At 62.6% G+C, this 19,423-nt stretch carries 14 protein-coding genes; 8 read left to right on the forward strand and 6 right to left on the reverse strand.

Annotated elements, in window-relative coordinates; all coding sequences use genetic code 11:
- Positions 1–16: 16 nt before the first annotated feature.
- Positions 17–5,659, forward strand: coding sequence for a hypothetical protein (locus tag VE009_RS16485; RefSeq protein ID WP_325009468.1), 5,643 nt, complete (start codon positions 17–19; stop codon positions 5,657–5,659).
- 185 nt (positions 5,660–5,844) lie between these two features.
- Positions 5,845–9,417: a hypothetical protein gene (locus tag VE009_RS16490; protein ID WP_325009470.1), complete on the forward strand. Its 3,573-nt coding sequence runs from the start codon at positions 5,845–5,847 to the stop codon at positions 9,415–9,417.
- A 49-nt stretch (positions 9,418–9,466) separates the two neighbouring features.
- Here the strand turns inward: VE009_RS16490 and VE009_RS16495 are convergent, their stop codons facing one another.
- On the reverse strand, positions 9,467–9,691 hold the full coding sequence (locus VE009_RS16495) for a DUF1128 domain-containing protein (RefSeq protein WP_325009472.1): 225 nt from the start codon (positions 9,689–9,691) through the stop codon (positions 9,467–9,469).
- An 89-nt stretch (positions 9,692–9,780) separates the two neighbouring features.
- Between VE009_RS16495 and yyaC the strand changes: the two genes are divergently transcribed.
- Entirely contained in the window at positions 9,781–10,293 is a 513-nt protein-coding gene (gene yyaC, locus VE009_RS16500; RefSeq protein ID WP_325009474.1) for a spore protease YyaC, read from the forward strand.
- Here yyaC and VE009_RS16505 read toward each other — a convergent pair.
- The gene (locus VE009_RS16505; protein WP_325009476.1) at positions 10,271–10,987 is read right to left on the reverse strand and encodes an SOS response-associated peptidase; all 717 of its coding nucleotides are present in this window, start codon (positions 10,985–10,987) and stop codon (positions 10,271–10,273) included. The genes yyaC and VE009_RS16505 overlap by 23 nt on opposite strands.
- A 53-nt stretch (positions 10,988–11,040) precedes the next feature.
- On the reverse strand, positions 11,041–13,014 hold the full coding sequence (locus VE009_RS16510; RefSeq protein ID WP_325009478.1) for an alpha-amylase family protein: 1,974 nt from the start codon (positions 13,012–13,014) through the stop codon (positions 11,041–11,043).
- A 134-nt stretch (positions 13,015–13,148) separates the two neighbouring features.
- Here VE009_RS16510 and VE009_RS16515 point away from each other — a divergent pair, with 134 nt between their 5' ends.
- Complete coding sequence (locus tag VE009_RS16515) at positions 13,149–14,036, forward strand: AraC family transcriptional regulator (RefSeq protein WP_325009480.1); 888 nt, start codon at positions 13,149–13,151, stop codon at positions 14,034–14,036.
- A gap of 37 nt (positions 14,037–14,073) precedes the next feature.
- The gene (locus tag VE009_RS16520) at positions 14,074–15,384 is read left to right on the forward strand and encodes an MFS transporter (protein WP_325009482.1); all 1,311 of its coding nucleotides are present in this window, start codon (positions 14,074–14,076) and stop codon (positions 15,382–15,384) included.
- On the opposite strand, the gene VE009_RS16525 is transcribed toward VE009_RS16520, so the two are convergent.
- Complete coding sequence (locus VE009_RS16525) at positions 15,370–16,137, reverse strand: sulfite exporter TauE/SafE family protein (RefSeq protein WP_325009484.1); 768 nt, start codon at positions 16,135–16,137, stop codon at positions 15,370–15,372. The genes VE009_RS16520 and VE009_RS16525 overlap by 15 nt on opposite strands.
- Before the next feature lie 86 nt (positions 16,138–16,223).
- On the opposite strand from VE009_RS16525, the gene VE009_RS16530 reads away from it, so the two are divergent.
- Both VE009_RS16530 and VE009_RS16535 read left to right on the forward strand, forming a co-directional pair.
- On the forward strand, positions 16,224–16,601 hold the full coding sequence (locus VE009_RS16530) for a VOC family protein (RefSeq protein ID WP_325009486.1): 378 nt from the start codon (positions 16,224–16,226) through the stop codon (positions 16,599–16,601).
- A 102-nt stretch (positions 16,602–16,703) separates the two neighbouring features.
- The gene (locus tag VE009_RS16535) at positions 16,704–17,675 is read left to right on the forward strand and encodes an NAD(P)-dependent alcohol dehydrogenase (RefSeq protein WP_325009488.1); all 972 of its coding nucleotides are present in this window, start codon (positions 16,704–16,706) and stop codon (positions 17,673–17,675) included.
- Between the two features lie 64 nt (positions 17,676–17,739).
- Here VE009_RS16535 and VE009_RS16540 read toward each other — a convergent pair whose 3' ends face one another.
- Positions 17,740–18,051, reverse strand: coding sequence for a dehydrogenase (locus tag VE009_RS16540; protein ID WP_325009490.1), 312 nt, complete (start codon positions 18,049–18,051; stop codon positions 17,740–17,742).
- Positions 18,052–18,190: 139 nt separating this feature from the next.
- Positions 18,191–18,520 carry a cupredoxin domain-containing protein gene (locus VE009_RS16545; protein ID WP_325009561.1) on the reverse strand — a complete coding sequence of 110 codons (330 nt, stop codon included), beginning with the start codon at positions 18,518–18,520 and terminating at the stop codon, positions 18,191–18,193.
- 261 nt (positions 18,521–18,781) lie between these two features.
- On the opposite strand from VE009_RS16545, the gene VE009_RS16550 reads away from it, so the two are divergent.
- Positions 18,782–19,384, forward strand: a complete 603-nt coding sequence (locus VE009_RS16550) for a DedA family protein (protein ID WP_325009492.1) — start codon at positions 18,782–18,784, stop codon at positions 19,382–19,384.
- Positions 19,385–19,423: the final 39 nt, after the last annotated feature.

Raw genomic sequence — 19,423 nt, forward strand, 5'->3', positions numbered from 1 at the left:
AATTGGAGAGAAGCGAGTGGCGAACAAGTCAGCTTGGAAAACGTGGACCGCGAAGCTTGCGGCGCTTGCGACGGCGGCGTACGCGATCATACCAGTCGCCCCCGCGGCGGCTGCGGAAACGCTCGGTTACAAAGAGATCGGGGGCGCGCTCGAAGCGGGCATCGGACTCGATACGAACGGGAAGGTCTGGGGCTGGGGCGATTATCCGAAAATCGGTTCCGACTGGAATTACACCTTACATAAGCCGATGCCGATTCGCACGGCCGACGGTCAACAACTCGACAACATCGCTGATATCGCCAACGGCATCGATTTCGCATTGGCGCTCGAGGATAACGGAGCGCTGGATACCGTGTGGGCGTGGGGGGTCAACGATTACGGGCAGCTCGGCAACGGATCGTACAGCGACTCGATCATACCGGTTCAAGTGCAGCTTCCGGCTGGAGACGTTAGAAAGATCGCGGCAGGGGAGCAATTCGGCCTGGCTCTCGTCGGCGGCATCGTATACGCATGGGGCCTTAACACGGACGGTCAAGCGGGCTCGTCATCCGACAGCGCCGTAATCACGCCGGCGCCGATTCGGACGCTCGACGGCCTTCTGCTCGAAGGCGTCGTCGATATCGCGGCGGGCAACAATTTCGCGTATGCCGTCGTTGAGCAACTTAATGAAGATACGAACGCGACCGAGCGAATCGCGTATGCGTGGGGCGACCCCGAATGGTCGGGAGGTTCGTACGGATATCCGTACCAAGCGGCTCCTCTGAGCGCATTAGGCACGGACGTCGACCGAGTGTTCGCGGGCTGGGCCGGCGAGCACAGCTTCGCGACGGTTGGCGGCGCCGTATACGGGTGGGGCAATAATTCCCGCGAGCAGATTCGACCGGGCGCCGCGCCGAACATTACGACGCCCGCGCTCATCGAAGGTTTGGACGGCTATAGCACGTCAACGATCGTTCCCGGCTGGACGCATACGTTGCTGATCAGCAACGGCAGCGTCTACGGCATGGGAGCGAACGGGAACAATCAGCTTGGGTTCGCGGATCCGTCAGAGGATATTTCGCAGCCGACCCCGCTTGTCGACGGGCATGGGACGCCGCTCGCCGGCGCGGTGTCCGTCTTTGCCGGGGAGTATAACGGAGGCGCGGTGTTCGGTCCGGGGTCGTCGTTCGGCGCCGGCGGGGCGCTCGCTTGGGGGAGAAACACGAACGGGCAGCTCGGCGTCGGGTCCGAATACGTGTTCACGACCGTGTCGACGCCGAAGCAGGTTCTAGCCCCTGCGTATTCCGGGCGATCGATCTCGTTCTCGCTCATCGACCCTGAGCGGGCAACCGTGAACAAATGCGGCGAGACGTACCTGGCGTCGCCCATCGGGGGGATGGACCCCATGAAGCTCCCGGACGGGACCTGTCTGTTCCCGGACGTCGAGCTGGGCGACACGCCGACGATCGAGTACTATTCCTACGACGCAAGATACCATGGGCAAAACATCCGACTCGGGCCGATTACCGAAGATGTGAACCTCGGGGCGATTGCTTTGACTCCGTCGTATATAGCGAGCTTCGTTTCGTTCGAAGACGATCATCCGACGGCGGGGCGGATTCAAGGGTATCTTTCTTGGCAGATGAACAATTGGCCGGGCACGCACGAGATGAAGAGCCGAGTCTATTTCGTCAAAACGGACGGCTCCGAGGCGGGAACGATCGCGGAGAATCTGGAATCCAACGCATTCGCTCTCGGCGATACGGAAATCCCGGAGGGCGCGGTCGGCATTCAAATCGAAACGACGAACACGCTTGCCCCGGATCAGTCGTATGAAATGCCGAAGCCGTACTATTTCCTCGACGCGCCGACGCATTTGCCGAAAGTCGCGGTCCGCGACATCGACCCGAGAGCGTACGGGTACGATAACGAATACATCGGTTTGAAGCCGGAAATCGCCATCGAGGCGCCTGCGGATTTGCGATACGACGCGTACGATGTGCGATTTTATATGGCGGGCGAAGGATATTACTTTAAACCCGTAGGAGTTTTCGAAGCCGTCGCGAACGAGACGCTCGTGATTAACGAAGAGCTTCAAGAGCTTTCCTTTACGTCCCGGAACAACTTTTTCTACATTGATTTGCTCGACGAGGACGGCAACGCCGTATACGAGAGCTTCTCGATGGCGGGCATCGAGTTCGACTACATCGCTGCGGAACAAGTAGCGTTCACGGCGAGCGACCTGACGACGCCGAACGTGTCGTTCGCGGACGAAGACGAAACGGAGGGAGAAGTCGGCGGCGTCGTGTCCTGGTCGTGGACGGACGAGGCGGCGCCTGGAAGCTTCACTGGCTACGTCTTGTATTTCGTCGACGAGAGCGGCTTTAAGGTGGAACCGATCGCCAAAAGCCGTTCCTACGGCCCGACCAGCTACGAGCTGCCGATGAACACGGTCGTCCCGGAAGGCGCCGCCGGCATCGGGGTGTTCCCGTATTACATCGACGGCGGCGTTTCGCACGAACCGGCCAGCACGGCGTATTATGCGCCGGCCGAAGGCGCGTCCGAAGGCCCGGGAGAACCGGCGTTCTCGGTATGGAAGCTTACGTTCATCGACCAAAACGCGCAGCCGAACCAAATCGCCGGTCTGCTTCGCTGGGAACAGGGCGCCGACGAATCGTGGTTCGACGAATACGCCGTGCTGAACGAGAGCAGAACGGAAATCGGCACCGTGGCGAAAGGAATGACGGGTCCGTATTACGAATTCGAGCTTCCGCCCGCGGGAAGAGACGGCGGTTCGACGTATTGGATCGCTCCGAAAAAGAACGGGACCGTCGTGTTAACCTCGAGTCTTCCCGAAATCGCGGTGTACGACGAAACGTCGGGCGCGTCCGTCGGTACGCCGGGGACGAACGGGGACTTGCTGCCGACGGTATACGCTTCGTACTCGGGTCAGATTACAGGGAGAACGCTGACCGGCGGAAGCGTCGCCTGGAGCAGCGTCCTGAATGAGGCGGCGGCAGGGTATCAGCTGTACTTCATGGGCGCGAACGGCAAGCGGGTCTCCTCGATCGCGTACGTCCCGAAACGGGGCCCGACGCTGACGAGCGCTTACCCGCTGCACATACCGAAATACGTTCCGGACGAGGCGTATTATATCGGCATTTTCACGGTCGGTCACGACGGCCGGGAAAGCGCGGCGCATTACCAGCTCAATCTAGGACTGACGCCGATCCCGGGCGGCGGTTATGGCCATCCGCCGCTGCGACCGACCTTCTTCGATCACGACGACGACGCGCTGCAAATCGGCGGACAGCTGTACGTGCCGAACTACGGCGGAGCGGGGACGGTATCGGGCTATCAAGTGCTGATCGCGCAGCCGGACGGCACGCCGATCGTGGGCCCGGTCGCGACGGCGCCGGCGGAAGCGGCTACGATCGACGTTCCGTACGACACTGTAATTCCGGACGGGAGAGCGCGTATCATCCTCCGCGTATTGTTGACCGAAGGCGGGCATACGGACCTATCCGCGCAAATCTGGGATTCGCCTTTGTTCCGCCCGGAAGATATGGATTTCCTCGACGATCACAAGGCGCGAGGAACGGTAGCGGGACGGCTCGAGTGGGCGAAGCCGGAGAAAGAATCGCTGTTCGATGCGTACTTGATCGATACGGACAAACCGGCGGAGGTCACCTATCCGAGCATCCCGAACGTGCCGGTCGATCCGTCGAAGCAGCGGTATTCGGTTGCGGTGCCGTCGTTCTCGTCGGATCAAATCGAGTATTTCCGACTGTCGGAAGCGACCGACGGCGGGGAGCAATCGAATACGTGGCACATCGTCTCGATCGCGGACAATACGACGGAAGAACCGTACTTGAACACGGCGCAATCTTCGGCGATACCGGGACCGGCGAACGTGAAAGGGTATTTCTATCCTTCGGAAGATAGCGTCATCGACGGCTGGATGGAATGGGAGCATCCGGCGGATCGGTCCGCATTGCACGGTTACCAATTGTATTTCTTGGACGCGGCCGGACAGCGCGTCGGCTCGTACGTGTTCATCAAATACTGGGCGCCGGAGCCGGGCGAGTACGAACGCAGCATGGAATATTTCGAGCTGCCGCCTCATATTCCGTTCCCGGCGAGCGCGGCGTCGATCGCCGTCCACGCCGTCGACAACGAATATACCGAGAGCGCGGACAAGGGCGTCGTGCCGCTGTCGAGATTGAACGTTTCGTTCTACGACGCGGATCATGGCGCGAACGTCATCGGCGGCGCGGTGAACTGGCATGTATCTTGGGAGCCGGCCTCGGTGACCGGGTACGAGATTTTCTACGGCGATGCGGCCGGACAACCGATCGGGCAGCCGATCGGCACCGTCTCGGCGACTGCCCCGCGTCCGTACGCCATGACGATCCCCGCGAACACGACGCCGCCGCAAGGGGCCGAGACGTTCGTCGTCCGCATGGCGTCGGCGTCCGGGACGGTGGCGCAAGCGCACGCGGTCATATGGGACCGGCCGACGGAGTTTCCGCGATGGGAGCACGCGGTCGACGCCGATGCGTCCGCAGGCGTCGTTCGCCCGGTCATCCGATGGGTCGGGGCGACGGACGAAACGGACATCGATGCGTATTTGATCGAGGCGCGCGCAGGAATCAATCAGTATCCGATCGAAATCGCCAAAGTCGATGTTCAAACCAACAGTTCGTACTACCAATACGAAGTTCCAGCGGAATTGGCGGCGAACGTGTCGCAGTTTCGGGTCGTTCCGCTTACGGCCGGCGGCGAAAGCCCGGGGGCGAATTTTATCCCTCTATATGACGACATTTCGGCGAGCGCCATGCCGGCTGTAACGGTCGACGCTGGACTGCCGAAGCCGGAGCTCGCTTGGCTGGAGAAAGCGGAAGCGGCGGATTACGCCCAAGGCAGAGTCAGCTGGCGTACCGTCGCCGGCACAGCGACCGTGACGGGGTATCGCGCGTACTTCCTCGATCAGAACGGCGCGAAGCTTCGGCCGCTGGCGTACGTGAAGCACGACGCCGTCACAACGACATACATGCTGCCGCTGGCGAAGGAACTCGCGATTCCGGCGGAAGCCGCCGCGATCGGCATCTTCGCGGCCGGCGGCGGCGCGGAAAGCGCGCAGTTCGCCTCGGTCAGCCTCGCGCTGCTGCGCGATCCGCCGAAAGTGCGCCAGCTGCACTGGGTCGATATCGATACCGATCTGAACCGCGTCCGCGGCGCCGTGACTTGGCTGCCTCCGGCGGACGCAACGGGCGTGCAGAAGTATGAACTGTACTATGGCGACGCCCAAGGCGTGCCTTACGGGGCGCCGATCGCCTCCGTCGCGCCGGGCGGGCCGCTCGCGGTTCATATTCCGGCAGGAACGGTCCTGCAGCCGCAGCAAAAGACGATCGTCGTCGCGACGATCGCATCCGGCGGCATCGCCTACGCGGTCGTGCCGTTGACCGACGTGGCGTCGAGGGACGAGCTCGGCCGGAAGCTGCAAACGGTGCTCCGACCGACGGAGGCCGACAAGGTCCAAATGAACAACATCCGTAAATATATCCAGTCCGGCCGTCTGACGAATCTCGTCGGCGAGGAAGGCATCGGCCGGGACGACATAGAGCTGCTGCTCGATCTGATCGAGCCGCGGTTCATGTCCGGCGCCGGTACGAATTAATCGAAAACCTCTATACCATTTCGGGCAGCGATGGCCCGAAATCGGCATAGAGGTTTTTTTTACGAAATTTTTTTACGATTTGTGAGCGAGATCACAAGATTTTATGCCGTTTTTCCGTTATGATAAGGGTTGGTTCAATTTTCCTACGTACGGGAAAGTAGATTTCCAGAATCGAGGAGATGCACGTGCGAAAAGGCAAAACGAGATTCGTCTCTATGTGCTTGTCTGTGCTCTTGGCTTGCCCATGGGCGGCGACGGCCGCAACGCCGTCCGTCGCGGAAGCCGCGGAGCCGGTTCCGGGCGTCGCTAAAATCGAGGCCGGAGACGGCTTCGCGCTCGCGCTCGCCGAGGACGGCAGCGTGTGGGCGTGGGGGAGCAACGAAGGCACGTTCGGGAACGGCAGTTATTATGATTCCTATTATCCTACGAAAATCAGAACGCTTCCGGCCATCGCGGACATCGCCGCCGGCCCCGATTACGCGCTCGCGATCGAAGCGGGCGGCTATGCGATGTGGGCTTGGGGGGACAATTCCTCCGGCCAGCTCGGCATCGGCACGACCGGCGGCGAGCGGCCGTTCCCGGTGAAGGTCGATCTAACGTCGATCGGCCCGGCGAAGGAAGTCGAGGCCGGGGAATATTATAGCCTCCTGCTGACAGAGGACGGCGACGTGTACGCATGGGGCGCGAACGCCTCGGGCGAACTGGGGACGGGGCATACGGGCGGCTGGTCGGTCCCTTCGCCGGCGCCGGTGCGCATGGCGGATACGACGCCGCTCGCGAACGTGAAGGACATCGAGGCAGGGAACGACTTTTTCCTAGCGCTGACGAACGACGGCAAAGTATACGCGTGGGGGTTGAATTACAGCGGCCAAATCGGGATCGGATCATCTTCGACGTACTACGTGACGACGCCGACGGAAATTTTGAACGGGGCGACCGGGGTGTTTTCCAACTGGGAAGCGTATCACGCATTCGCGACCGTCGGCGACGCCGTTTACGGCTGGGGGAACAACAACGTCAATCAGTTAGGATTGAACTCCGGCTACCATGATGTGACCGTACCGACGCCGATTCCGTCCTTGACTTCGGCGAAGCATATTTCCATGGGCGAGCTGCACTCGATCGCCGTGGACGGGGCGGGCAGCGTATGGGGGACGGGAGAAAACAACGACGGCGTACTGCTGACGAAGCAGGATACGACGGCGTTCGAATTGTTACTGTCCGGGGAGGACGCAGTCAGCGTCGCGACGACGGACGAGTCCGTGTACATGCTGCGGGAGGACGGGGCGGTCGCCGTCTGGGGGCTGAACGACCTCGGGCAGCTCGGCTTGGGCTGGGTCGAGGAGGAGCCGATCGTCGAGAAGCATTTCATGCCCACGCTGACGCAGCGCGGCTTTAACGTCACGTATCGGTTCATGACGCCCCCGGCGTCGGACGGCGACCAGCTTACGCTCGGCTGCGGCGTCGCGACGGTTCGCTCCGCTGTTTACGGCAATTTGCAAGGGCTGAGCAACGACGACGGCAGCTGCACCTACTACGATCTGCAAAGCGGGACGCATGAGCTGCGGTCGGCCGACGGCTACGAGGTGTTGGACGCGATTCCGGCATTGACGGGCGATGCGCCGGCGAAGGACATCGTGCTGACGCCGGGCTGGCTGCCGGAAAAAATTTCGTTCACTGACTTCGATTATCGCCGGGGCTACATTCGCGGGTATCCGAGCATCAGCGTGAACACGAGCGGGGGAGACATCACGCCGAGCTACCGGCTGTTCTTCGTGGACGAGAACGGCGTCCGCGTCTCGTCCGCGCCGATTCTGACGACCAGCGGCACCTATTCGGAGGAGCTGCCGGTGACGCCGGTTCCCGCCGGGGCGAAGGGATTGCGCTACTACGTAGATAACGCGGCGACCGAGACCGTCGAAGCGGTGCCGATGATCGGCTGGCTGCCGCTGCTCGATACGCCTTATCAGGAACCGAGCGCCGCGTTCGTCGACGATGACAAGGACGACGGCATCGCAGGGAAGCTGATCATGAACGATGCCGCCGGTGCGGACGTAAACATTAAGCAATATTCCGTCTACTATTACGCTTCCGGCGAACGGGTGGACGTGGCGACGTTCGCCGCAGGCTTCGGGACGAAGGAACTCCCATTGCCGGGCGTTACGGCCAACCGGATGGTGTCGATCGATTACAAAGACGCGCACGGCAACGTGGCAAGGACTCGGGAGGTATACGCGTACGACGACATTTCCGCTCGGGCGCTGCCGAGTGCCTATTCAGATCTGCCCAATGTCCCCTTCACGTTTAACGACAAAGATTCCGATGCAGGCCAATTGGGCGGAGCGCTGTACGTTTCAACGTACAACTCGGGCGGAAAGCCGTTCTCCGGGTATCGCGCTTATTTCCTTAACGAAGCCGGCGACAGGCTGCAGGGGATCGTCCAAGTCCCGAGCACGCAATCGTACCAAACGATATACTTGCCGGAAAATTTGGCGATTCCCGAGGGGGCCAAGCAGATTGGTGTATTCGCCTACAATGCCGACGGGTTGGAGGGGGCTGCGGCGAACGCGTTGTTCATATGGGATGTTCCCGTGTTTTACCCGGTGGATGCGCAGTATGCGGATACGAACGAAGCGGCTGGAGCCGTCAACGGCAAGCTGACATGGAAACGGGCCGCGGACGAATCGGCCATAGACGCGTACGTCATCGTTGGGTACGACGCATCGTACAATAGAAGCACAATCGCCGAAGTTCCGGCGACGGGCCAGCCGCAGTACGAATACGCGCTGACGGCAGCCTCGGAGCTGACGGTGCTGGCGTACACCATCTCGGTGAAAAAGGACAACGCTCAAATCAATACGGATGCATACTTAGACGCGTATGACGACACGAAGGCGTCGCCGCTGGACCGGCCGACGAATCCGGCGCTGTCGCCTCCTTCGAAATACGCATTCGCCGCCGGCTCGATCGAGAACGGCGCGTTCTCGGGGCACATCGCTTGGGAAGGCAATAGCGGGGATTACGGCTACCAGCTGTATTACGCCACCTCGGCGGGCGAGAAGCTGGAATCGATCGGCTTTTTTAAGAAGGGATTGTACAAATCCGTGTTCGGGTTCACCGCGTACGGGCGGGCGGTACCGGAAGGCACGGCTAAAATCGCGATTTACACGGTCGACTCGGATCTGCGGGAAAGCCCGACCGCGCTGCTGCTTTCCATCGGCTCGGACACCCCGCCGCCTCCGCCGCCGCCGGACGCGAAGCCGACGCAGCTGTCCTTCATCGACATCAACCCGGCCGCGGGCCACATCGGCGGGACGATCTATTGGCACAAAGGGCAGGACGACAGCCAAGTGACCGAGTATCGTATTTATTTGATGGACGCCCAAGGGGTGCGGCTCGGCGAGGCGCTCGGCTCCGTGCCGAAGTCGCCGAACGCCGCGTACCGGTTCGACGTTCCGCTCGACCGTTCGGCCGCGTCCGGCGCGACGGACGTCGTCGTCGCCGCGATGGCCGGCGGAACGGAGCTCGGCTACGCGCATATCGCGTTCATCGACGCCGCGTCGGTCGACGCCGTGCTGGCGCAGGTGAAGCCGATCGTCAAACCGTCGGGGGCCGTTGCGCTGATCGACTTGATCTCGTACGCGCGGCGAACGGATCGAATGAACTTGGCGGGCGACGCCTCGTTCGGCAAAGAAGATTTCGTTATGCTGCTGCAGCTGATCGATCCCGCGTTCGTCGAACCTCCGATCCTGCATTAAACGAAAAAACCAGCCGGGCCGCCCCCGAGCTGGTTTTTTCGTGCCGTATTTACGCTTTGCGCAGCTTGCCGAGCTCGGAGACGATCGCTTCGATTTCGCTGATGCTGAATCGTTCCTTGCTCATGACCATGTCGTAAATATCTTTTAAATCCTCATACATGTCTTCGTTGAAATGCGTCGATTTGATCGCCGCCCCCGTCGCCATGCGGAGCCGCGTTTTGATTTGCTCGACCATGTACTCCGCGTTTTCCGGCGTCGCTTTCGATAAATCCATGAGGCTTCGTCCCTTTCGTCTAGGTTGGTTTCATTGTATCATGATTGCTAAGAAAAAGCTTCGGCGACGAAGCGGCGGAGGCGGACGGGATGGACAGATGGGCGACGGTGGACGGCGAAGGATTGAAGCGCGCGCTGCTCGACATGCGGGCGATGGTGGGCGATAGGCCGGTGACGTTCCTGTGCATCGGCACGGACCGCTCGACCGGCGACGCGCTCGGGCCGCTCGTCGGCACCGCGCTCGCGAAAGCGGGCTACCCGCGCGTGATCGGCACGCTCGCCTCGCCGTGCGACGCGAACACGCTGCCGACGTGGATCGCCGAACTGTCGGCGGTCCCGCCGGGCAGCGAAGCGGTCATCGCGATCGACGCGGCGCTCGGGCGGCCGGAATCGGTCGGGAAATACCAATGGACGACCGTGCCGATGCTGCCGGGCGCCTCGCTCGGGCGCAACCTGCCGCCGGTCGGCGATTTCGGCATCGCCGGCATCGTTAACGGCAACGGCATCAAACCGTACGCCATTCTGCAAAACACGTCGCTGCACCGGGTGATGACGATGGCCGACGAAATCGTCGACGCGATTACAGCAGCGTTCCCATTGTAGGCGGCGGCTCCGGCGGCGCGACCTCCTCGATGCAGGCCGGGTCGTCCCACCGGACGTTGCCGACGGACGGGGAGACCGGATACATGCGCATCGCTTCCGCCGGGTACGGGGAGAGCAGCGGCAGCAGCCGGTTCGGATCCGACACCGTGCGGTCGAGCCACAGCGGCTCGTCCTCCCGGCGCAGGATGGCGGGCATCCGGTCGTGGATCGTCGACATGAGCCGATTCGGTTCGGTCGTCACGATGACGCACGAATGATGCCTCGTCCCGTCCTCCGCTAGGTACGTATCATATAAAGCGGCGAACGAAAACAGCGGCTGATCCGTCAATACGACGCGCATCGGCTGCTTTTTTCCGTTCTCCGACGCTTTCCATTCGTAAAACCCGTCCGCCGGGATCAGGCAGCGCCTCCGGGCGAGCAGCGTCCGGAACGTCGGCTTCTCGGCGAGCGATTCGGCGCGCGCGTTCATGAGCGGCGCGGGCTTCCTGCCGCCGCGGCCGCTCCACGAAGGCGTCAAGCCCCAGCGAAGCATTCCCGCGCGGCGCTTCCCTTCGTGGGCGACGACGGCCAGCACGTCTTGGCCCGGGCCGACGTTGTACCGCGGCGCGATGCGTTCCATCTTCTCCGCCAATTCGATGAAAAACCATTCCCTGACCAGCCCCCAATCGGCCGTCAGCGTAAATCGTCCGCACATGCGGCGCACCTCCTCGGCACTATTGTCGCATGTTCGCCGCCGCCGCACAAACGCTAGAACTGCAGCACGACCATCGCGTGCGCAGTAAATTCGGGCACCGTGCACCGTATGGTTCCGCCCTCTTGGACGAACGGCAGCTTCTCGCCGCTCGGCGCCAAGTAAACGTCCTTGACCGGCGCGGACGCCGCGATGCGCACGGCGACGTCCCGCAGCGGAAGGAGGTCCTCGATGACCTCGACTCCGTCGCCGCGCCGCACCGGAGACGCGTACAGCAGATGGGCGACCCACCGGTTGCGCTTCGCCTGCTTCTGAACGGTGACGACGCCCTGCGCGGGGAGGTTCGTGCGCAGCGTCCGGTTCGGCAGCAGCCGCTCGAGCGCGTACAGGACGGTTTCGCGCAGCGCCAAGCTGCCCTTCTTCGCGTAATCCTCGAATACGTTCCAAGCGATATAGATGCCGTCCTCGCCCTCCGTCATGCCGGGGCCGTCCGAGGCGAGGGCGCTCGGCGTATGCTGATGGGAGCAGAACGCGAACACGTCGCGGTTGAAGTACGGGTTCTCGCGCGCGCCGTGCGCCGCGCCGCCGTCCGCGAGCGCCACGCGCTGCCCTTGCCCGTACACGACGTACGACGCTTCCGGCAGCCCTGCGATCGCGAACGACGGACGGAAGTAGCTCGGCCGGTACGGGTTCGCTTCCACCCAGCGGGCGCCGAGCCGCAGCGCGAAGGCGTCGCCGGCGGGCGTAAGGCCGGACGCGCCGGTCGCGAGCACTTTGCCGCCGGAGCGCAGGAACGGCTCGAGCTTATCGCGCAGCGCGTCGTCGACGCAGACGCCGTCCGGCAGCACGACGACGCGGTACCGCGCGAAGTCGGCGTCGCGGTCGACGACGTCGAACAGCAGCTTGCCTTCGAGCAGCATGCGCACGGCGCCGGCGTCGGCGGGCACGCTGCGGCTCTTCGGCGCGCCGTGCAGATGCGCCTCTTGCGCCTCGAGCGACAGCAGCGCGACGTCCGCGACCGATTCGACGCCGTCGCACCACAGCTCCTTCGCCTCGACCTCCGCGTACGCCGCGCCGATCAGCGCGTATGTCGCCTCGTCCATAGCGCCCTCGGGATGCAGCTGATCGCCGATCGAGCAGCGTGCGCCGTTCGCGAGGCTGAGCGCCGTTTCGTACCGAAGCGCGTTCGGATGCTTATAGCCGCCGAACTCGCCCCACGACGTATGGAACTTGCCCGTCATGCCGAGGTAGTCGATGCCGAGCGTTTGGGCGTACCTGGCGGACAGCGGGAAGTGGTCGTACCCCCAGCCGCCCGTCGGCAGCGATTCCAGCTCGAGATGCGTGTTCTTGAACGCGAGGTCGCGGCGCCCCCGCGTAATATGCCCGCCGTTATGGAAGACGGGGAGACCGGGCTTATGCTTCCATACCGCGCGGTTCGCCGCGTCGGCGTACCGCGCGTAGGTACGCTCCCAGAGCGTCTTCATCGCTTCGGCATCGCGCGGATCGCCCCCTTCGGCGCGGATCGAGGCGACGCACGACTGGCAGTAGCATTCGCGCACGCCGACGATGTCGAGGAAGATGCCGTCGGCTTCGTAGCGCTGCGCGACTTCCTCGATTTGGGCGAGCAGGACGTCGAGGTACGGCGTATTCATGCAAAATTCGTGGTACCCCGGCGTCAGGAAGTCCGGCGCCCACTGCGTCGCCTCGTTCCGCTTTCGGATGAGCCACTCGGGGCGGCGGCGCGCCAGCTTTTCGTCGAGCCCCGCGGAGATGTACACGGGCGTCTTCACGCCGATGTCGTGCGCCGCTTCGATCTGCGCCCCGAGCAGGTCGAAGCCGAGGCCCGGATGCGTTTCGTTCGCCTCCGACGGATGGTACGCCCAGCCGTGATGGCATTTCGAGAACACCGTGACGGAATCGACATGCCCTTTGCGCAGCATCGCTTGGAATTGTTCCTTCGAAAAGCGGCTGCCGATACCCGCAATCGCCTCGGACGTATGGAAATCGAGATGCACCTGGCGAAATCTCATGGAAAAGCGTCAGCTCCTATGCAACAATGATGATATCAATGTAAGCGAAACCAACCGGCGGACGGTAGCGACGATATCGACCATTCCTCGTACGATTTCGACCGGTTCATCCAGCGAACAGGAGCGTGACGGCCATGCAATGCCTTGAGCTGGCGTATCCGCCGATGCCGCAGCTGATCACGGTCGGCCATGCGGTGTGGACGCCCGGCATGACCCATCTGCGGCGCAATTTCCCCGTGTACGATTTGATTTTCGTGCGCAGGGGGACGTTCTTTATTTGCGAGGAAGGGGAGGAGCACGAGCTTGCGGAAGGCGGGTTCGTCGCGCTGGAGCCGGGGCGGACGCACTGGGGGCACCGGGCGGTGGAGGAGCCGACGGATTTGTATTGGGTCCATTTCGCGCACGATTCGCCGCGGCGCGCGGTCGACCGCGGCGGCATCGCCCGGCGGCGGCCGCTCGAGCGAGGAACGGACGGCCATCTCGAGCCGGTGCGCAGCCATTTGTACGTGCCGAAGCGCGCGACGATTCCGATGGAGCCGCTCGTCCCGCTGCTCGACGACATGGTGCTGCTGCACCGCTCGTTGACGCCGAGGTCGGCGATTTTGCTGCAGGCGCGGCTCGGCGAGCTGCTCGCCCGGCTGCAGCCGGAGGACGGCGACGGAGGCGGCGAGCGGAGCCGCGCCGTATGCGATGCGGTCGTCCGGTATTTGCAGGAGCGCATCGGGGAGCCGTTCGACGCGGAGCGGATGGAGCGGGAGCTGCATTATCATTTCGACTATTTGGCGCGCTGCTTGAAGCGGCATACAGGCCTCAGCCCGCTGCAATATTTGCACCGGCTTCAAATCGAGCAGGCGAAGTCGCTGCTGCTGTGCACCGATTTGCCCGTGGCGGCGGTCGGCGAGCGGGTCGGGCAGCCGAACCCGACGTATTTCGCCCGGCTGTTCCGCCGCTTCGCCGGCGCGGCGCCGAGCGCGTTCCGCTCCAGCCACAAAACGCTTGACGCGCCGGAGAACGCTTTCTAGACTGTAGAGAACGCCAGAAAAAGGGAGAGAGCCAGCGATGAGTACCACTACGACCGAAACGCCGCCCGCCGGGTCGGGGGCCTCCGCGCCCGTATCCGCGCCGGCAGCCGCGCAGCCGAAGCCGCCCGAAGCCGGCGCCGCGGCCGCCCGCACCGTCTTCCCCGTCGTGCTCGCCGTCAGCGTCATCCATATGCTGAACGATTCGATGCAGGCGGTCGTGCCGGCCATTTTGCCCGCGCTGAAAGGCGCGCTGACGCTGACGTACACGCAGATCGGCTTCGTCATTTTCGCTTTGAACATGACGTCGTCCGTGCTGCAGCCGGTCATCGGGATGTATTCCGACCGGAAGCCTTCGCCGTACATGCTGCCGCTCGGTATGTTGATGAGCCTCTTCGGCATGGCCGGCATCGCGCTCGCGCCGAATTACGCGCTGCTGCTGCTGTCCGTCGTGCTCGTCGGCCTCGGCTCCGCCGTGTTCCACCCCGAGGGCTCGAAGGTCGTATACCTTGCGGCCGGGGGGCGGCGCGGGCTCGCGCAGTCGATCTACCAGGTCGGCGGCAACGGCGGAAGCTCGCTGCAGCCGATGATGACGAAATATTTGTTCCTGCCGTTCGGCCAAATCGCGGCGCTTTGGTTTACGGCCGTCGCGGCGCTCGCGTTCATCGTGTCTTGGGCCGTCTCTCGTTGGTACAAAGGGAATATGCATCTGAGGAAGCCGAAGCCCTCTCGCGCCGGCGCCGCGAAGGGCGCGGGCGGAGCGGCGGAGGCGCAGGCGCAGCCGGGGGGCGGCGCCGCCTCGTACGTGTGGCTCGGCATGGGGCTGCTCATTCTGCTCACGTTCGCCCGTTCGACGTACCATGCGGCGATTTTGAACTATTACCAGTACTTTTACGCGGAGAAGTATGCATCGACGATCGAGGCGGCGCAGCTGCCGCTGTTCCTGTTCGGCGTCATCGGCGTCGTCGGCACGCTCGTCGGCGGACCGCTCGCCGACCGGTTCGGCTCGAAGCGGGTCATTTTCGGCTCGATGGCGGGCGCCGCGCCGTTCGCGATGCTGCTGCCGTACGTCGGCGAAGCGTGGGTTATCCCCATCATGTTCGTCGTCGGCTTTATTTTGATGCTCGGCTTTTCGGTCGTCGTCGTGTACGCGCAGCTGCTCATGCCGAACCATATCGGCACGGCGTCCGGCCTGATCGTCGGCCTCGCCTTCGGCATGGGGGCGCTGGGCGCGGTGGCGCTCGGCTACTTCATCGACATGTTCGGCCTGCAGCCGGTGTTCGTCGCTGCGAGCCTGCTGCCGCTGATCGGCATCGTCACGTTCAAGCTGCCTGATTTATCCAAGCAGTAAATCCCACAGCTGTTTGCCGATGAGCAGCGTCGTCACGGAGACGAACAGCGGCTTGACGAACGCGGCGCCGCGCTTGATCGCAAAGCGCGAGCCGGTCCACGCGCCGGCGATCATGGCGAGCGCCATCGGCACGCCGTAGACGAAGTTCACGAGCCCGAAGGCGAGGAACGTCATCAGGCTGGCGATGTTGCTCGCGAAGTTGAGCAGCCGCGCATTGCCCGCCGCCCGAACGAAATCGAAGCCGAGCAGCAGGAACGCGAACAGCAGGAACGAGCCGGTGCCCGGGCCGAAGAAGCCGTCGTAGTAGCCGATTACGAAGGCGGCGATCGCCACGAGAACGCGCTTCGCGTTCGTAAGTCCCCGGTATACGGCGCCGGCGCCCCAGTTTTTCTTAAAGACGGTGTAGATCGTGACGGCGATGAGCAGGCAGACGACGAGCGGCTTGAGGAACTCGGAGGGCAGCAGCGTCACCGTATACGTGCCGAGCGCCGAGCCGAGGAACGACAGCGGAAACAAGGCGAAGGCGAGCCGGCGGTCGATGTTGCCGGAGCGCAAAAACTGCACGGTGCTGGTGAGCGACGAGGCGGTGCCGCCGAGTTTGTTCGTGCCGAGCACGACGCCGGGCGGCAGGCCGGCGAGCAGCAGCGCCGGCATCGAAATTAAACCGCCTCCGCCGACGACGGAGTCTACGAACGCGGCCAAAAATCCGGCGGCGATTAAAAATAATAATGTTTCTGGAAGCAGCTGTTCCAAGTTGGTGCCCCTTTCGGTACAATCTGGATGTAAGATGCGATGGGTGCAAGACAATATGCAAAAGTATACTGGAAGGGGAGTTATCTGTGAAGAAGCTGGAGCACATCGGGGTTATGGTCAAAGATATGGACGAATCGATCCGCTTTTACACCGAAGTCATCGGCATGAACCTCGATCGCCGCGTCGCGTTGAACGAGACGCTCGAGCTCGCGTTCCTGACGTTCCCGGGGCAAGAGAGCGTAGAGGTGGAGCTGGTCGGCCGCTACGACGACAAATTGACCGAGCACGGCATCGTGAACCATATCGCGTTCACGGTGGAGGATATCGAAGCGGAGATCGCTCGGTTGAAGGCGGCGGGCGTGACGATGATCGACGAGGAGCCGCGCACGATTTTGCACGGCATTAAGATCGCGTTCTTCTACGGTCCGAATGGCGAACGGCTGGAGCTGTTCCAGCATCCGTAAACTTACCGAACGGAAGGGGCATCGATTCGCCCCTTCCTTTTCTATTTTTCACAGGGAGCGGCGAGGCGATTGGAACATTAGGACAAAGGGGGAACTCGCACGATGAAGGCGATGGTCTACGAAACTTACGGTACGCCCGAAGTGCTCCGATTGGAAGAGGCGGCAATGCCGACGCCGAAGGACGACGAAGTGCTGATCGAGGTTCACGCGGCTTCGATCAATTCCTGGGATTGGGATTTGCTTCGCGGGCAGCCGTACTTAACTCGCCTCGGCGGGCTTCGCAAGCCTCGTTACCGGATTCTCGGCGCGGACGTCGCCGGCCGGGTCGTCGCCGCGGGTGCGGCGGTTCGCCGGTTTCGACCCGGGGACGAGGTGTTCGGGGACCTTTCCGGCTGCGGCTGGGGCGGTTTCGCGGAATTCGTGTGCGCGCGCGAGGACGCTTTGACCCCAAAGCCGGCAGGGGTAAGCTTCGCGCAGGCGGCGTCCGTTCCGCAAGCGGCCGTATTAGCCCTGCAAGGGCTGAGAGATCGCGGAAAGCTGAGCAAGGGCCAACGGCTTCTGATCAACGGGGCGGGCGGCGGCGTCGGCACGTTCGGCATTCAGTACGCCAAATGGGTGGGGGCCGATGTGACCGGCGTGGACAGCGGCGGAAAGCTTGAAACGCTGCGTTCCCTCGGGGCGGACGACGTCGTGGATTATAGGAAGCAAGATTTCGCCGCAAGCGGAAAACGATACGACGTAATCCTCGACGTCGTCGGCAATCGGTCGGTGTTCGATATGAAACGAGCGCTTGCGCCGGGCGGCGTCTATGTAATGGTCGGCGGTACCCTGCCGCGCATTCTCCAAGCATTGTTGGCGGCGCCGTTGTTGGCGCGGACCGAGCGGAAAACCGCGTCGGTCCTCGTCCATAAGCCGAACCGCGGCGATCAACAGCTTTGGAAGGAACTCCTCGAAGCGGGGCATGCCGCGCCGGTGATCGATCGGGAGTATCCGCTGAGCGATGTACCCGAAGCGCTTCGTTATTTCGGAGAAGGGCGGGCGATCGGGAAGGTCGTCGTGAACGTGAAAAGGTAGGCGGAAGGCGCCGCCCGGGGGGCGGCGCCTCGAATGCGGCCGTTCGGCCCGGCGCGGGGGAGCGTTACGCCCCCGCGAAGCCGTCCTTGAACGCGCGGACGAGGGCGTCCTCGTTGACGCCCCACAGCGGGGCGATCTCCGGGGCGACCGCCTCGGCCCACCATTCGGCCTGCTTCTTCTTGTTGGACCGATGCTCGAAAATCCACAGCAGGTTGCCGACGACCTTCTTGTAGTAAATCGTTTCGGCTTCCTCGATTTTCTCCTGCGGCACGTACACGTCCAATCGCTTGAGCGCGCGGTACAGCTCGCGGCTGCAGGCGCGGCGAATGCTGCGCGGGGAGGGGAGCTGCGCGGTATGCTTTTGATTCGGTCTCATGAGACCATCACCTCTCTCCACCATATGCACGAAGGCGGGCGGCGGTTAGCAGCCCGGCGCGGCGGAGCGAGGTTTTGGGGGATTTTGCCGAAAAAAAAGAAACGGCCCCTGGAGCCGTTCCGCTGACGAGCCGCCGCCGTCAATCGACGACGATGTATCCGATCATCGGTCCGTGGTTGGCCGCGTCGGGGTGCGTGAAGCAAATGATGCGGTAAATTCCTTCCTTGGAGGCGTGGAAGCTGACCGTCGTTTCTTCGCCCTTTTTGACGACGCCTTGAATGTTCAAACCCTCGATGATGAACGGGTGATGGTCGCCGTTCACGCCCAAAATCTTCAGCTTCACGTTCTCGCCTTTGTTGACGAACACGGTGCCGGGATCCCAACGGTACGCTTCGATCTCCTTGCCGTCTTTCGTCGTCGTCTTGTACTCGCCCGTCACCATGTGGATGACGCGCTCGCCCGCGGGCATCGCGTCGGCCGGCACCGCCCCGCCCCTTTCCCAGAGCGCCGTCGTCGCCGCGACGAAGCATATGCCTGCGGCGAGCGCCATTAGCTGCCATTTGCGCACGATCATGATTCGCGAGTTCATCCGAACCGCCACCCACCTTCCGTGATTTGTACAAGTGTATGTGTCTCGTCCGCGTTTATGCTGGTAGGACATGTTCCTTTTCCGAAGGGAATACATTACAATGGGAAACGACTCTAGGAAAAATAGATAGGAGAGGAATCGATGCACGACATCGTCATGGCGATGCTGGAGTGGTTGGAAAGCCTTGGGTATTGGGGCATCATGATCGGCTTGATGCTGGAGGTCATCCCCAGCGAAATCGTATTGTCGTACGGCGGCTATCTCGTGTCGCAGGGGCGCATTTCGTTCGTCGGCGCGGTCATTTTCGGCACGATCGGCGGCGTCATCGCGCAGTTGTTCGTATACTGGATCGGCAAATACGGCGGTCGTCCGTTCCTGGAACGGTATGGCAAATACATACTGATCAAAAAGAAGCACATCGATATCGCCGAGCAATGGTTCGACCGATACGGGACGGGGGTCATTTTCACGGCGCGGTTCATTCCGGTCGTCCGCCACGCGATTTCGATCCCGGCCGGCATCGCGAACATGCCGATCGGCAAATTTACGTTTCTCACGACGCTGGCCGTCATTCCGTGGTCGATTTTATTCGTATGGCTCGGCATGACGCTCGGGGATCAGTGGGAGGCGATCGACGAGGTGGCGGGGCCGTACATCAAGCCGGCGATGATCATCGCGGCGCTGGCGCTCGCGGCGTACGTGCTGTTCACCTGGTGGCGCGGCAAACAACGGAAAGTGGATTGAGGCCGGGACGCTTTGGTACAATAAGGGAGATACGGACAT

Origin of the sequence: Paenibacillus sp., assembly GCF_035645195.1 — a bacterium.
Taxonomy (GTDB): Bacteria; Bacillota; Bacilli; order Paenibacillales; family YIM-B00363; genus Paenibacillus_AE.